The organism is Neobacillus sp. FW104-15D2 (genome assembly GCF_058790155.1).
On record NZ_JBYTCJ010000002.1, the window covers coordinates 281,349 to 295,819 of the forward strand.

General features: G+C 39.3%; 15 protein-coding genes. 5 read left to right on the forward strand and 10 right to left on the reverse strand.

Annotated elements, in window-relative coordinates; genetic code table 11:
- The first annotated feature begins 110 nt into the window (after nt 1-110).
- Nucleotides 111-422 (forward strand): PepSY domain-containing protein, encoded by a 312-nt coding sequence (locus tag AC3WR0_RS03070; RefSeq protein WP_492550922.1) that lies wholly within the window; start codon nt 111-113, stop codon nt 420-422.
- A gap of 247 nt (nt 423-669) precedes the next feature.
- Entirely contained in the window at nt 670-918 is a 249-nt protein-coding gene (locus AC3WR0_RS03075) for a hypothetical protein (protein ID WP_492550923.1), read from the forward strand.
- Nucleotides 919-1,178: 260 nt separating this feature from the next.
- Here the strand turns inward: AC3WR0_RS03075 and AC3WR0_RS03080 are convergent, their stop codons facing one another.
- Nucleotides 1,179-2,018, reverse strand: coding sequence for a YtnP family quorum-quenching lactonase (locus AC3WR0_RS03080; protein ID WP_492550982.1), 840 nt, complete (start codon nt 2,016-2,018; stop codon nt 1,179-1,181).
- 95 nt (nt 2,019-2,113) lie between these two features.
- Nucleotides 2,114-2,752: a tRNA (guanosine(46)-N7)-methyltransferase TrmB gene (trmB, locus tag AC3WR0_RS03085; protein WP_492550924.1), complete on the reverse strand. Its 639-nt coding sequence runs from the start codon at nt 2,750-2,752 to the stop codon at nt 2,114-2,116.
- A 171-nt stretch (nt 2,753-2,923) separates the two neighbouring features.
- Between trmB and AC3WR0_RS03090 the strand changes: the two genes are divergently transcribed.
- Nucleotides 2,924-3,202, forward strand: coding sequence for a YtzH-like family protein (locus tag AC3WR0_RS03090; protein ID WP_492550925.1), 279 nt, complete (start codon nt 2,924-2,926; stop codon nt 3,200-3,202).
- Here AC3WR0_RS03090 and AC3WR0_RS03095 read toward each other — a convergent pair.
- The 5 genes from AC3WR0_RS03095 to thpR all read right to left on the reverse strand — a co-directional run bounded on the left by AC3WR0_RS03095 (nt 3,190) and on the right by thpR (nt 9,021).
- Nucleotides 3,190-3,975: a phosphotransferase gene (locus AC3WR0_RS03095; protein WP_492550926.1), complete on the reverse strand. Its 786-nt coding sequence runs from the start codon at nt 3,973-3,975 to the stop codon at nt 3,190-3,192. The two genes, AC3WR0_RS03090 and AC3WR0_RS03095, sit on opposite strands and share 13 nt — an antisense overlap.
- 294 nt (nt 3,976-4,269) lie before the next feature.
- Nucleotides 4,270-6,417: a type I pullulanase gene (pulA, locus tag AC3WR0_RS03100; RefSeq protein ID WP_492550927.1), complete on the reverse strand. Its 2,148-nt coding sequence runs from the start codon at nt 6,415-6,417 to the stop codon at nt 4,270-4,272.
- Nucleotides 6,407-7,387: a diacylglycerol/lipid kinase family protein gene (locus AC3WR0_RS03105; RefSeq protein ID WP_492550928.1), complete on the reverse strand. Its 981-nt coding sequence runs from the start codon at nt 7,385-7,387 to the stop codon at nt 6,407-6,409. Before AC3WR0_RS03105 ends, pulA begins: the two co-directional genes overlap by 11 nt.
- A gap of 62 nt (nt 7,388-7,449) precedes the next feature.
- The gene (locus AC3WR0_RS03110; RefSeq protein ID WP_492550929.1) at nt 7,450-8,421 is read right to left on the reverse strand and encodes an NERD domain-containing protein; all 972 of its coding nucleotides are present in this window, start codon (nt 8,419-8,421) and stop codon (nt 7,450-7,452) included.
- Nucleotides 8,422-8,451: 30 nt separating this feature from the next.
- Nucleotides 8,452-9,021: an RNA 2',3'-cyclic phosphodiesterase gene (thpR, locus tag AC3WR0_RS03115; protein ID WP_492550930.1), complete on the reverse strand. Its 570-nt coding sequence runs from the start codon at nt 9,019-9,021 to the stop codon at nt 8,452-8,454.
- Between the two features lie 205 nt (nt 9,022-9,226).
- Here thpR and cysK point away from each other — a divergent pair, with 205 nt between their 5' ends.
- Nucleotides 9,227-10,159, forward strand: a complete 933-nt coding sequence (gene cysK / locus AC3WR0_RS03120; protein ID WP_492550931.1) for a cysteine synthase A — start codon at nt 9,227-9,229, stop codon at nt 10,157-10,159.
- 81 nt (nt 10,160-10,240) lie between these two features.
- On the opposite strand, the gene dat is transcribed toward cysK, so the two are convergent.
- Complete coding sequence (dat, locus tag AC3WR0_RS03125) at nt 10,241-11,107, reverse strand: D-amino-acid transaminase (protein WP_492550932.1); 867 nt, start codon at nt 11,105-11,107, stop codon at nt 10,241-10,243.
- A gap of 73 nt (nt 11,108-11,180) precedes the next feature.
- Nucleotides 11,181-12,602, reverse strand: a complete 1,422-nt coding sequence (pepV, locus tag AC3WR0_RS03130; protein WP_492550933.1) for a dipeptidase PepV — start codon at nt 12,600-12,602, stop codon at nt 11,181-11,183.
- Between the two features lie 528 nt (nt 12,603-13,130).
- Between pepV and AC3WR0_RS03135 the strand changes: the two genes are divergently transcribed.
- A complete protein-coding gene (locus tag AC3WR0_RS03135) occupies nt 13,131-13,352 on the forward strand; it encodes a DeoR family transcriptional regulator (protein WP_081680106.1) in 222 nt (73 codons plus the stop codon).
- A gap of 381 nt (nt 13,353-13,733) precedes the next feature.
- Here the strand turns inward: AC3WR0_RS03135 and AC3WR0_RS03140 are convergent, their stop codons facing one another.
- On the reverse strand, nt 13,734-14,453 hold the full coding sequence (locus AC3WR0_RS03140; RefSeq protein ID WP_492550934.1) for a pseudouridine synthase: 720 nt from the start codon (nt 14,451-14,453) through the stop codon (nt 13,734-13,736).
- Between the last annotated feature and the right edge of the window lie 18 nt (nt 14,454-14,471).

The following is a 14,471-nucleotide window of genomic DNA, read 5'->3' on the forward strand; positions in this document are numbered from 1 at the left end:
TAAGAACTCAGGTAATACTATTATCATCTTTTTCACCTGTACGTTATACTGTTGGTATATATAGCTATGTTAATTGAAATATTAATTTATTTAGTTTTGGAGGTGCTGAGATGAATTTGAATTGGAAATCTTTTTTTATCGGGACAGCGTTTGGTATAGCAAGCGGTTATGCAATAAAAGAGACCCTATCCCAAAAAACAAATATTTCTTCTGAAAAGGTCCTTAACCATGTAAAAAAACAATTTAAAGTAATCGGACCCGTCACCGGTTCTTGGATTCATATGGAAGCGGAACCTTTGGTAAAAAACCAGCTTACATATAAGGTCTACAAAGGCGGAATTACCCAGGGCAGTCAGGAACAGTATGAGTTTATTGCAGATGCAACTACCGGGACAATCCTTGAAGTTAATCCGCTGACATGAAATAGACCGGCTAATGGACATTTTACGTACAATCAGGCTTGTCCTTGAGAGACTGTTCAAGGACATTTCTCCTGGAATCCGCCTAGTTTTGGCCTAAAAGACCTGCTATCACCTTCCTGCTCAGTGTTGGCTTTTATAAATTTGCGCTGTATCTCATTTCAAAAAAAGACGAGTATAGTTTGTCTGTCTATACAACTTTACGAATTCTCCATATTCTATATCAAGTCTAATGGAAAGGAGAATTTAGATGTCTTTAAATTATGAAGAAGCACGCCGTTTAGAGGGTCAAATGGTAAAGTATAAAAATGCCCAAGGAGAATGGGCAATCGGAAAGGTCGTCAAGGTTCGAAAAGACGGGCTGGAAATTGAAGAATTTGGTGGGTCCGATGGGCAGGATGGCTATGGCTATGGCTTTTTGCGCCCAAGACCATTTTGGGGACCTCGAGCTTTCATTCCATTTGCAGCAGGATTCGTTATTCCATTTTTCTTATGGTAAGAAAATAGTACAGGCGCACGATTATGGAAGCTGCTATCCTGTAATTAGTCGCTAAGTGAATGATTAGAAAAACTTGGCATTCGCCAAGTCCCTTTGGCGGATGCCCTAGTTTTACTTATCACGCTCAAATCGGCACATCCTGTGCCTTTCGCCTGACTAGGACTTCCTGTCCGTCGTGCGTTCAGAATTTAGGGATATAAATTCTGATTAGCTAAAAAAGTAAAGCAAGTACGAATTCGTACTTGCTTTACTTTTTGTCCCTATCTTTCTCTTTTTACACTCTTGCCTATTTTCCAATCCTCGTCCCACTTTACTGCCCGATAATATGCATCATGATAGAAAGTAAACCAGGCATTTTTCTTTTTACCATATTCCAGCCATTTTTGTTTTCCCGAAATAGAGTCCATTGGATAATCATCATACGCAAGCACCCAGAGGACATTTTGATGGGCGTGAGTTGGCATAATATCGGCCATATGAACAACAGTCTCACCATCTGATTCAATAACAATGATAGCATGTCCATTACTATGGCCGCCTGTGTGAACCATTTTGACAGGGCCAAGGCTCCACTCTTCTTCAAAGGTTTCTACCTGCTCCTGTATGGATTCCCAATTTTCCTTCCAATATGTATTTCTCGAACGAATATTAGGCGTTCTCATTTCATCCCATTCGATCTGTGATACAACTATTTTTGCATTTGGAAAAACAGAAGAATAACCTTCCTCTTCCTTTTTTGTTAAACCGCATGCATGGTCAAAATGAAGATGGGTCATTAAAATATAATCGATGTCAAAAGTTGAAAGTCCAAGCTTTGATAATGCTTCCTCTACCTCTGACTCTTCAGTAGTCCCATAATTTCTTAACTGCTTTTCGGTTAATTTTCCTTTTCCTATGCCAGTTTCGATTAAAAAGTTTTTTCCTTGTGCCTGAAGAAGTATTGGATCAGTCCGAAGCTCAATCTGATTCTTTTCATTACAAGGATACTTTTTCGCCCACAATGGTTTCGGTACTACTCCAAACATTGCTCCACCATCAAGATTGGTTACACCACCAGGCAGCCATGTAAGCGCTACCTCACCAAATTTTAATGTCTCCACTTCTACCCTCAACCCCTTTTTCCCCATTTTAGCATCCAGGTTAGTAATTTAAAAATAATAAGAAAGGCCTGGTCGAATGACCTGGCCTTTTCTTCCTATCTGTACTTAACTTCACATCTGTATATTCTGTTTCCTTTATTTGAAAACTTCTCTTCGTATTCCGTCATTATATTTCCTTCATAATTGCTCTGATGGAGATCTAAGCTCAGGAATTTTAATAACAGTCCATATTCCGAGAAACTCATTAATGAATATTCAAATAGTCCCTGATTATCTGTTTTAAAATGGATTTCTCCGCCATCCACAAGAATATCCTCGTATATTTTCAGGAAATCTTTATAGGTAAGGCGCCTTTTCACATGGCGAACCTTTGGCCAGGGATCGGAAAAATTCAGGTATACCCGGTCAACATCATTTTTTTCAAAAAAGTTTTTTAAATCAGTGGCATTGACATTCAAAAGCTTTAGATTGGGAAGATCTGCTTCGATTAAACGATCAAGTGCCGCAACAATGATACTTTCGTAAATCTCTATCCCAATATAGTTAATATCAGGGTGCGCTTTGGCCATTTCTGTGATAAACCGTCCTTTACCGGTCCCTATTTCAATATGAAGCGCCTGATTTTTAGCAAAAGCTTCGTGCCATTTACCTTTAAAGTTTTCAGGTGAGGGCACAATATATTGTGGATGCTGCTCTATTTTTTCACTTGCCCAGGGCTTATTTCTTAGCCGCATAACTACAACTCCCAAAAAAATAATATCGTTCAAAACATACCAAACAAAAACTATCCTTGCAAGCCTCTTTTATATTTGGAATTCTTTGTCTGTGAATAAATGACAAAAGGAATCCACAACCTATCTGTGGATTCCTTTTAATCACCTTATTAACCGAAAGGAAGTGCTTGCATGCCTTTAAGTCATCATGACCAAGTTAACTTGTTAAAAGATATATTAAGCAATCAACAAACTGACTGCTGTGGTTCCGTCGCCGAATGCGAACAATTGGAGCGTTTGGTCAAATCTCTTATGGTTAATACTCAGATAAACCAAAATGTAAAAATAATTCTTGAAGAGATCTATGAATACGGACAGCATGGTGCCCAGTCAGCCGACTTGGACCAGCATATTACGTCCAACCAAGATCGCCTTTCTGATTGGGTCAGCAGTATCGATCAATTTTCATGATTGGTAATTACCGCTAAAAACTCGATAAGCCGTTCCATTTCTTGAAAACGGCCTTTATTTTTATTCCATTGGATAGATGAAAGGGATTGAAGAGTCACATACCATTTCATTCTAAGCTTGAGATGGCTGGTTATCTTTTTCCCATACAAGTCCATCCAGCTATCCCAATCTGACTCCGGAATATACCAATAAAGCATTTGCCCTAAATCAATGGCCGGATCAGCGACCATGGCACCATCCCAATCTATTAGGTACAACTGGTTGTTTTCTGCAAGCAGCCAGTTGTTATGGTTCAAATCACCATGACAAACAACCTGCTCATCACTTTGGACGCTGTCTGCCTCTTTCCTTACAAAGGCCAGGGCCTTTTGTACCTCAGGAAGAGCGATAATTTCAGCATCCAGATCTGTCGTGGCCATTTCCAGCAAATTCTCTGGCTGAAGCGGTACTTTCCCAAGTCTCCTAAGCATACCGAGCATAGGTTTGGAGCGGTGTATTTTCCTGAGAAGCTTTGCAACACGATCCTGGTTCATCTCTGGTGCTTTAAGCTCTCTCCCGGTTAGCCACTGCTGTGCGGAGATTACATCCCCGTTTTCCAGTCTTTTCGTCCAAACAAGCTTTGGGACGATTCCTTCTGCTGACAGAACAGCAAGAAAAGGAGAAGAATTACGTTTTAAGAACAGTTCCTGATCTTCACATCTAGCAAAGAAAGCCTCTCCAGTGGCACCGCCAGCAGGGACAATTTCCCACTCTTGTCCTAATAAATCTTCCAAAATTGGTCACCTACATTTAATCCTGCTTCAAACGCCAGTATTCCCTGTTTTACGATCTGGGCCTCCGGGCGTTTAAATCGGAATTGTTCAACAATTATCATATGTGATAAAGGATATATCTAAATTTAACAGCTTAGCCGAAAAGGCTAGCTAATCTATTTAAAGAAATTGTTTTATTAAAATAAAAAGACAGCTATTGAAACCATCGATCACAATAGCCATCTTTATAAATTTTATCCTTAAAATGCTTTTTTCGTCAACCCCATCAGAGAATAAACAAAAAGCAAAGGACTGTTATTTTTTTGCTAAAATTTTAATACTTACAGCATCAAGCTCTGTATCTTCATTTGCAGAGGCAGATAAAGGATTTAATCCAGCACGCACTCTATCTGCAAAAATCGTCCATTCCCCAGGAGGAAGCTTAATTTTAGCAGCCGAAAGTGTAGGGTTTACCAATAGAAGTACTTCTGACCACCCATTGTCATCATTTACCAAGTTATAATGAAAGCCAATTAACGGGGAAGGTAATTCAAGCTGGGTAATTCTACGTCGTATTTCATCCGCTGTCCTCATTCGGAAGCATCCGAAAAATTTTCTCAGGCTGATTATTCCCTTAATATACTCCACGTTTTCATTAAAATCGGCCCGTCTGTCCCAATCCAGCTGATTAATAGCATCAGGAGATCGGTAGCTGTTTCCTACGCCTTTCTTTGTTCTAAAGAACTCCTGTCCGCTATGAAGAAACGGAATCCCTTGCGAAAGGAAGACAAGACTAGTGGCCAGCCGGTGATAGAATCTTAGGTCATTTGTGTCTGTATCTGGAAAACAGGCAAGCAGTTTATCCCAAAGCGTATTATTATCATGAGCTTCTACATAATTGACGGATTGTGAAGGCTCACTAAACAGTCCCTTTTCTTTCTTTTTAAAGCCTATACTGCCTGTTAAAACCTCTTTAGCAGCGTCGAAATAGTGCTCATTTCCCAAGGCATACCCTTTATCATATAAATTAAATGTGCATCCCTTTATTGTATCTCTGAACAAGTCATTAAATTGGCCAATCCCCATCATTTTCGACTGATTTCTTATAATTGCCTTTTGGCCAGCCTCCAAAGGAGTATTAAGATCCCAGCCTTCTCCAAACAGGATCACTTCAGGGTTGATACTTTCTGCTACTTTTTTTATTTCATTCATCGTATTGACATCCAAGATACCCATTAAATCAAAACGAATACCGTCGATTCTATATTCCTCCATCCAAAAACGGACTGAATCAAGAATAAATTTCCTGGCCATCAGCCGTTCGGAGGCAATATCATTTCCTACCCCCGTACCGTTAGAAGGCATGCCATATTCATCGTGCCTGAAATAATAACCAGGGACTATTTTTTCAAAGGGAGAAGATTCCCTTATATAAACATGGTTATACACTGCATCCATAATCACTCTTAATCCGTTTTCATGGAAGCGGCGAATCATCTCTTTTAATTCCTTAATTCTCGAATAGGGATCAACCGGATTGGAACTAAAGCTTCCCTCAGGTACATTAAAGTGGAGAGGATTATATCCCCAATTATACTGGAGATCCGGATCAAGTTCATCTACTCCCGCAAAGTCGTTAAACGGAAGAAATTCTACATGTGTCACCCCAAGATCCTTTAAATAGGACATTCCAGTTGGTCTGCCCTGGAAATCTGATGTCCCTGCTTCTGCAGCTCCTAAATATTTACCTTTTTCCATAGCTCCACTACTTGGATGTATTGTAAAATCTCTAATATGTGTTTCATAGATAATAGCGTCTACCGGATTGTTAAAGGCCGGCAAAGGAGAATGGCTGATTCTTGTTTTTTCGAGATTGACGATCACGCCAAACTCCCCATTCGGCGTTGCTGAGACTGCGTATGGGTCAACAGCTTCGTTCCATTCCTGATCAATTAATAATAAATAAGAATAGCGGAATCCTTCCAGATCGCGAGGAATGGAGGCAGACCAAATCCCTCTGTCTTCCCTTTGCAATTTTACAATTTCAAAATAGGGGCTGTCAGGTGACAATAATTTAATTTTCACCTGTACAGCAGTAGGGGCCCAAAGTTTAAATTGTGTTTCTCCATGTTTAATAGAGACCCCAAGGTCAATGCCATCGTAATAAAACTTCTCCTCAAAGCGGGCTGTCCGGATAACGGCACCTGTTTGCAAGTCGGTTCTTCCCCCATGTTCATCAATAATCCAGGAGGTAACACCCAGACTTACCTCCTCCGGGACCGAACAAATATATTTCCTATACTGGTCAATTTGCGAAACTTCTTTTACTTCCAGTTCTAAGCCGTAAGAGCCGTATTGCAGTGAAAAAGCAGAAGAATTTCCGTTATGATAGGTGAGGGGTAGTAAAATGGTTACCCTCTGCATTTCATCTAGATAAGCAAAAAATTCACGTTTAAAGTCCACTTTCTGCACCCCAATCTTTTAAATTTTCATCCTTGGTTTCTGACGCTTTCGTTAACACACGGATAGCTCCCGGCAGGAGTTCGATCGTAAGGGGAGTCTGGCCAATATGTTCCCCGTCAGCATGTACAAAAAGAGGTATTGAAGACCTTATTGATACCTTTTTTCCTCTAAATGTCCTAACCCCTTTGAAAGAAATATGCTTTCCGTAAAACACACTTATAAATACAAGCAAGAGCTTTATTTTTGATATCTTGTGTACAGCTGTTATATCAAATAAACCATCCTCTGTGGATGCATTAGGAGCAATTTTCATTCCTCCTCCGTAATATGGCTGATTGGAAACGCTCACAAACCAGGCATCCTCAAAAATATAATGCTTTCCCTCCATCTCAAGCTGGATATTCCCTCGTTTATATCCGGCAAGTTTTTTAAGAAGAAAGTATACATAAACAAGCCGGCCCAATGACAGCTTATTCAATATCCGTTTCGCTTTAGAGCGGTTTACCTCATAAGATATCAAAGCATCAAACCCAACGCCCATATTGTTAATAAAAAAGTATTCCTCATCCATAGTTATCTTTCCAACATCAATCAGTACCCCAGGCTCACTGGAAAGCCTAATAATCATTTCAGCTGCTTCAGCAGGATTCGAAGGAATAAGGAAACCTCTGGAAAAATCATTCCCTGATCCACCAGGGATAAATCCAAAATTGAAATCCGGAAAATGGATAAGACCATTTATCATCTCATGGACTGTTCCATCACCGCCAACAGCAACCAAAATCATTTCTTCTGAATGGCTCTTTGAAGCTATCTGCCAGGCTAGCTCTTTCGCATGGCCAGGGTATTCGGTAAAAATGGCCAGATAACTAATATTTTTTTTACTTAATATTCCTTCAAGCAGTTTCCAGGTCTTTAAGCATTGTCCGTTTCCTGCTGCAGGATTAACAATAAAATAGATTTTCTTCATACATCACCTTAGAAAGAGTATAGATTTCTACTTTTTATTTGCCTGCTTCGATTTCAGCTGGACTACTCCGTCTCTTCCCACTCCATTCTTCTGAGGCTTGAAGTCTGGCAGTATTGGAGCAAAGCTTGCGCACCCTTTAACTGCATGTGTTTAAGAGGAGATTTATTCGACCGCATGGATTGAAACCATTCTTCAAAATTTCTGGAATCCACCAGTTTTACATCGAAAGGAGATGACGGATAATCAATATACCCGTTCCGGCTTAATAATAGTTTATGTATAGGAAGTTCAATTTCGTTCATATGAAATATTTTCCTTATAATCTTTTCAGTACGATTTAGCGCCAAAAGAGGATTCAATATTTTACTTTCTTTTGTATTTCTCTTTTTCTCCCAAAAACGGTCAGGCGAACCTATATAAACTGATAAATCTTCTTCCTCCAAGAAGGTAATACACCAGGCTTCTGAAGGTGTCAGCAGGATTGCCTCCGTTTCCACTGGAGCCTTTTTTAAGAGAAAAATAGGTTTATACATACATAAATAAGTATCTGGAAAACGCTGAAGAAAGAATTTTAGCCTTTCATCGAAAAAGAATTTGGGATGCAGATTGGACCTTTCAAACAAAGTTGAGCTGGCCCATTTCAATTGGAACCGAAATAGTTGGTCGAGATACTGCTTCTTTAAATCTTCAATCGTTTTGGGTTTAACATGGAAATCAACTGTAAATTCAAGAGGATTTTCTTCCTCTTCACTTTTAATATCTTTTGTTTCTTCCATCCAAACCTCTTCATCCTTCTTATTTTTCCTTAATAGATCTTTCATTTTAGCAAAAAAAGGGCGCTTTTCTTTTTCCTCTTCATCGTCAGGTAATAAAGAGGAAAAAGAAAGATTTGCAGCATCCATACCATCCGTTTCCCAATTTTCGCGTGTCTTTTCCCATTGCTGTCTTTTTAACCTTGTAAACCGGGACGGATACGAATAAATATCGGTTTCGTAACGAGAAATATAATCCTGAAGTTTTATTAACTGTCCCATTTGCCGTCTCCCCCCTTTTCCCATGTTTCTCTATTTAAGCCGATAGGATGAAATTACCTCATATTTAGGAGACCTTTCCAAATGAGTTTGATATAAGACAACCTCTTCAGCGTGAAACTTGATCGGTCCATCCTGAATCCTTTGCCATAGATCGGAGGCTTTGTTCATTACAAATGGTTCCGTACCCTTCCATCTTCTGGCCAATGTAATATGAGGCCGAAATGGCCGTGTTTCCAGCTTGAAACCTGCAACCGTACATGCGTTATATACTTTATTTCTTAATAATTTCAATTCTTCTTTTTCCCCTGTATGCGCCCACAAAACCCTTGGTGAGTCTTCTTTTCCAAAAAAACCAAGCTGGTCGATTTCCAATGAAAATGAAGAGAAACCGTTTATGGCTTCCCCCACAAATCTTCTAGATGATGACAAAATATCTTCAGGTGCTGACCCAAGAAAAGCAAGGGTAATATGCAAATCCTCATGATGCACCCAGCTTCCAAAAGGCAGAGTGTCCTTAAAAGACAGAAAATGATCATTCATAACCTGTTTTACTTCTTCCGGTAATTTAAGGGCATAAAAGAAATGTGCATGTTTATCCATAAATTCAGTCCTTTTCATTCATTTTAGACTATTTTCAACAAAATTCACTATTTTTAATGATCCTCACTGGTTTATTTTTTCCTTATTAAAACTTTTCATTTGATAAAGGAAAGAATATTTCTTTATGATAATAGGGAAGCCTTTGAAAGTATACAATATAGATTACGGATAATAGCGGATAATATAAGAAAGGAAGTTAAACTCCATGAAGGTAGTAAACAATATTGCTGATTTAATTGGCGAAACCCCCCTCCTAAAATTAAACCGTCTTGTACCCGAAAATAGTGCAGCGGTTTATTTAAAGCTTGAATACTTTAATCCAAGCAGAAGTGTTAAAGACAGAGCAGCCTTTAATATGATCATAGAGGCAGAAAAAGCAGGCCTTTTGAAAAAGGGCGCAACAATCATCGAGCCTACCAGTGGCAATACAGGAATTGGACTGGCTATGAACGCAGCGGCCAGAGGCTACAAGGCAATCCTGGTTATGCCTGATACTATGACATTGGAACGAATTAATTTATTAAAGGCATATGGTGCTGAAGTTGTTTTAACACCTGGAGATGAGAAAATGCCAGGTTCAATTAAGAAGGCACAAGAACTAGTTCAACAAATTGAAAATAGTTTTATGCCGATGCAATTTGAAAACGAAGCAAATCCTGAAGCACACAGAAAGTCTACTGCTCTTGAAATCATAGAGGCAATGAAAGAGATTAATCAACCATTGGGAGCATTTGTTGCGACTGCTGGAACTGGCGGCACTATAACTGGTACTGGGGAAGTTCTTAAGGAGCATTATAAGGATATCACCGTACATGTTGTAGAACCTAAAGGATCTCCAGTGTTATCCGGCGGTAAGCCTGGAAGACATAAACTAGTTGGCACTAGCCCAGGATTTATTCCCGACATTCTAAATCAGAATGTTTATGATGAAATCCATCCAATTAGTGATGAAGACGCCTATGAAACGGTTCGCCGCCTTGCGAGAGAAGAAGGAATTCTTGTGGGACCATCTTCAGGCGGTGCCTGCTTTGCAGCTCTAGAAGTGGCAAAGCGCCTCTCACCGGATCAGACAGTGGTATGTATTGCCTGTGATACAGGTGAGAGGTACCTATCAAGCGATCTATTCAGATACGAATAATATTTAAGTAAAGAAGCGTGCTTCGGAAGAAACACGCTTCTTTTTGTTCTTAAATTTTTTGCACTCTTTTGCATTTGTAGTTTAAGAAGAATATACAATCTCCCCGCATTGTTTTTCTATTTCAGCAGTAAACAGCTCCTGGAGCCTTTGTGTTACAGAGCCAGGAACACCTTCGTTTACCACCTTGCCGTCAATTTCGCAAACCGGCATTACTTCTGAGGTTGTACTTGTCATGATTACCTCATCTGCAAGCAGCATCTCATTCATTGTAAAAGTACGTTCTTCAAAAGGAATATTATTATTTACACATATTTGCTCCAGCTGCATTCGGGTAATCCCATTTAAAATGAGGTTATTTGCAGGATGGGTAAGTACTTTTCCATCTTTAACAATTAGGATATTCGAGGAGCTTCCCTCTGTAACAGTCTCCCCCCTATGCTGAATAGCCTCAAAACAGCCAGATTCCACTGCTTTTTGTTTGGCCAGTAAATTCCCAAGCAAATTAAGACTTTTTATATCGCATCGAAGCCAGCGAATATCTTCCGTTAGCATAGCCTTAACTCCGGTTTGCATATTTTTTTCGGGGCGGGCCATTTCTCTCGTATAGGCCACTAATGTAGGTTTTGTCTCCGCAGCCGGAAAGGCATGGTTCCGAGGAGAAATTCCTCGTGACATCTGCATGTAAACAATTCCTAATTCAAGACTATTTTTTTCAATTAGCTGCTGAAGGAGAGCTGCTAATTCTCCAATAGAATAAGAAACATTCATCCCAATATTTTCAGCACTTCTTTGGAACCTTTCTAGATGTTCCGCAGCTGTAAACATTTTTCCGTTATACACTCTAATAACTTCATAAATACCATCCCCGAATTGATACCCACGGTCTTCCACATCGATACTTGCATCTTTTCTTTCAATTAATTCCCCATTAAGTATTACAGTTTCCATCTGGTATTCTCCCCTTGTTTACGTGCAAATCGTCGCGACGAACAGCAGCCGTATTTTTTTTAAAACAGATCAATTATTCATTAGAAGCTAATTCAAAAATGGCCTGAGCATAAATCGCCGTAGCCCTAAGTAAATCCTCAATATAAATATACTCATCTTTTTGGTGTGCTATATCTGGACGACCTGGGAACAATGGGCCAAAAGCAACTCCTGATTTTAAAGAACGGGCATAGGTTCCACCACCAATGGCAATCAGTTCTGCTTTATCACCGGTTTGCTCTTCATAAACCTTTTTTAAAGTCTGGATTAAAAAATCACTTTCATCAACATAGTGAGGCTTGGAATCAGAAAAATTATCTATATGAAAATTCTCTTTTACTACTAAATCTTCCAATACAGCTTTTGTGTCCTCCATCTTGCTGGTTACAGGATAACGAAGGTTTAACCCTATTTTCCCTCCGTTTTCCCTTGAATAAGTTAACTTCCCAGCATTAATAGTAAGGTCACCGGAAACCTCGTCACTATAGGCTACTCCCAGATTAACTCCTCTTGAATCACTCACAAAATACTTCGATAGAAATTTAAAATAATGAGCTGCATTGGTATCCGTGTTTAGTTGGGAAAGAAATTCGCCTAGGTATAGTCCTGCATTTTTCCCATTGTTTGGTTCCATGCCGTGTGCTGAAACCCCTTTCACTTCCAAAACTAATACCCCATTATCAACATGGCATTGCTTTTCTAATCCTGCCTGTTTCATAAAATCCTCAAATCGCTGTATTATTTCATTTTGTTCCTGATGAACGATTAATGAGGCTGTGGCAAAATCAGGAACCATATTATATCTCCGCCCTGATGCAAATTGAAGAACCTCAATTCTAGCCTCTTCCGCAGGTACATTTTGTTTATCCTGAACAAGGTCAAAATCCGATATCCCCTTCTCTGCATTTATAATAGGGAAATCCGCATCTGGTGCAAAACCAAGTGTAGGCATTTCTTCATTTTCAAAGTAGTGATCCACACAGCGCCAATTACTTTCTTCATCTGTGCCAACAATCATGCGTACACGTTTTTTCAAAGGAAGTCCAAGTTCTTTTACTATTTTCATTGCATAATATGCAGCCATAGTTGGACCTTTATCATCTAGTGCTCCCCTTGCAAAAATTTTTCCGTCGCGTATTTCTGCATCAAAAGGGCCGCTAGTCCAGCCGTCACCTTCGGGAACCACATCAACATGGCAAAGAATGCCCAGCAGTTCCTTACCCTTTCCAAATTCAAGATGGCCCGCCAAATTCCCAACATTCTTGGAAATAAAGCCATCCTTTTCACCCAAGCTAAGCATAAAATCCAGAGCCTCTTTCACTCCCTTTCCGAGGGGAGCATCGGGCAGTTGATTTTCCTCGTCCAAAAGACTCCTGATATGCAAGAGTTCCTGTGTGTCCTTAATAAGCTCTTCTTTTCTTTTTTCTACTTCATTCATCCAATTAATATTTGTCATAATGGATCCTCCTTAAAAGTCCCATACCCTTTTCATTATGTATTCTCTTCCCCACATAGTCTGCCAAGCTTGAACTAAGCTTACAATTTTTCAAGAAAAAACGAAATTATTTTAGCTAATTGGCTTTGTAAAAATATGTTCTCCATATTTATTTCCCCTATCCCTCGGGCCGATTGAATAAAAATCAATTATTCTTCTAAAAAAGCAAAAAAGTAATCATAATATTCACACATCTATTGATAAAATATAATATACAACAGGAGAGGGGGAAAGCAAAAATTAAAGGTTTTTTAGTTTTCCATATTGTAAATATTGTGTTAATTCAAACTTAATTGTAGCAATATCAAAGGAAGAGAGTTAGAATAAGGTTAGATGTATGACATCTGAGTATGCACTAACAACCATCCCAAAAAGGAGTTGTTTGCGGAAAAGAAATTACATAATAACTTCATAAGAGGCCAGTACTTCAGCACAGCTGTCAACCGCAGGAATTGCCATGGGTTTGAAAAAAGGATAGGGAGTGGTTTTTTGAAACCTTCGACTAACCGGATGTTAAACCGTATCAAATGCATCTACATGTTTATTTGTAAGAATGGAACTGTTTCCACACAGCAGCTTGTAGAGGAATTTGGTATCACTCCTCGAACCATACAAAGAGACTTAAATGTCCTAGCTTATAATGACCTTGTCATTAGTCCCAGCAGGGGAAAATGGACAACAACCCAGAAAAAAGTGAAAATGACATCGTAAAATATATTTGATTGAAAAAGAAAAAATTGCCTAAAATGGAAATTTCAGATTCTAGAAAAAATGTCTCGAGAGATGCTTTCTCGAGACATTTTTTCATTTTTTTAATTTGAATGTTGTAACATTTGACTATCCTATAAAAAATTTATTGTCGTTATGTACATAATGGCAGCGAATGGTGACTCCTGCGGGAACAGCGGGACAGTCGAGACCCTGGACTGAGCGCAGCGAGCGAAGCGGCTCGACCGCCCGCAGCAAGCGTCCACCCGAAGCGCTAATCTACATATACTTTTCAACTAAATGTATTGCAAAAAAAAGACTGTAAGATACACAAAATTCTTTGAGTATCTTACAGTTGAAATCAAGCAAAATGGGCGATTTTTCTTATTTACCCTGGTAGTCTTTAAGCATTTGTACTTCTTCATCCGTTAATTCTCTGTACTCGCCCAATTCGAGGGTTTCATCGAGCAAAAGCGATCCCATTGAGAGTCTTTTCAGATAGACAACTCTTTTGCCAACTGCTTCAAACATTCGTTTTACCTGATGAAATTTCCCCTCAGTAATCGTCAATTCGATGTCCGATGTAATTCCTGATTTTAAAATTTTCAATTCACCTGGCTTTGTTAAATAGCCATCCTCCAAGGTCACGCCTTTTTTAAAAGCATCAATATCACGCTCTGTTACTTCTCCTTCAATGACCGCAAAATAGGTTTTAGGAACATGTTTTTTTGGAGAAAGCAGGCGATGGGAAAGCTGTCCATCATTCGTGATTAACAAAAGTCCCTCCGTATCTTTATCAAGTCGTCCTACGGGAAAAGGATTATAAACCTGATCTTCGATCTGGAGCAAATCTATTACTGTTTCATCCCTCGTATCTTCTGTAGCTGAGAGAACACCCGGAGGCTTGTTCATCATCAAATAAACAAACTCTCTGTACTCTATTCGTTCTCCATTCAAAGTAACGATTTCATTGACAGGATCAACATGCATTTTAGCATCCTTTACAACAGTATCATTTACTTTGACGGACCCTGACTTTAAAAGTTGTTTTACTTCTTTACGGCTGCCGAAGCCAAGGTTTGAGAGCAATTTATCCAGCCTCATTTATATCCCCTCACTCGA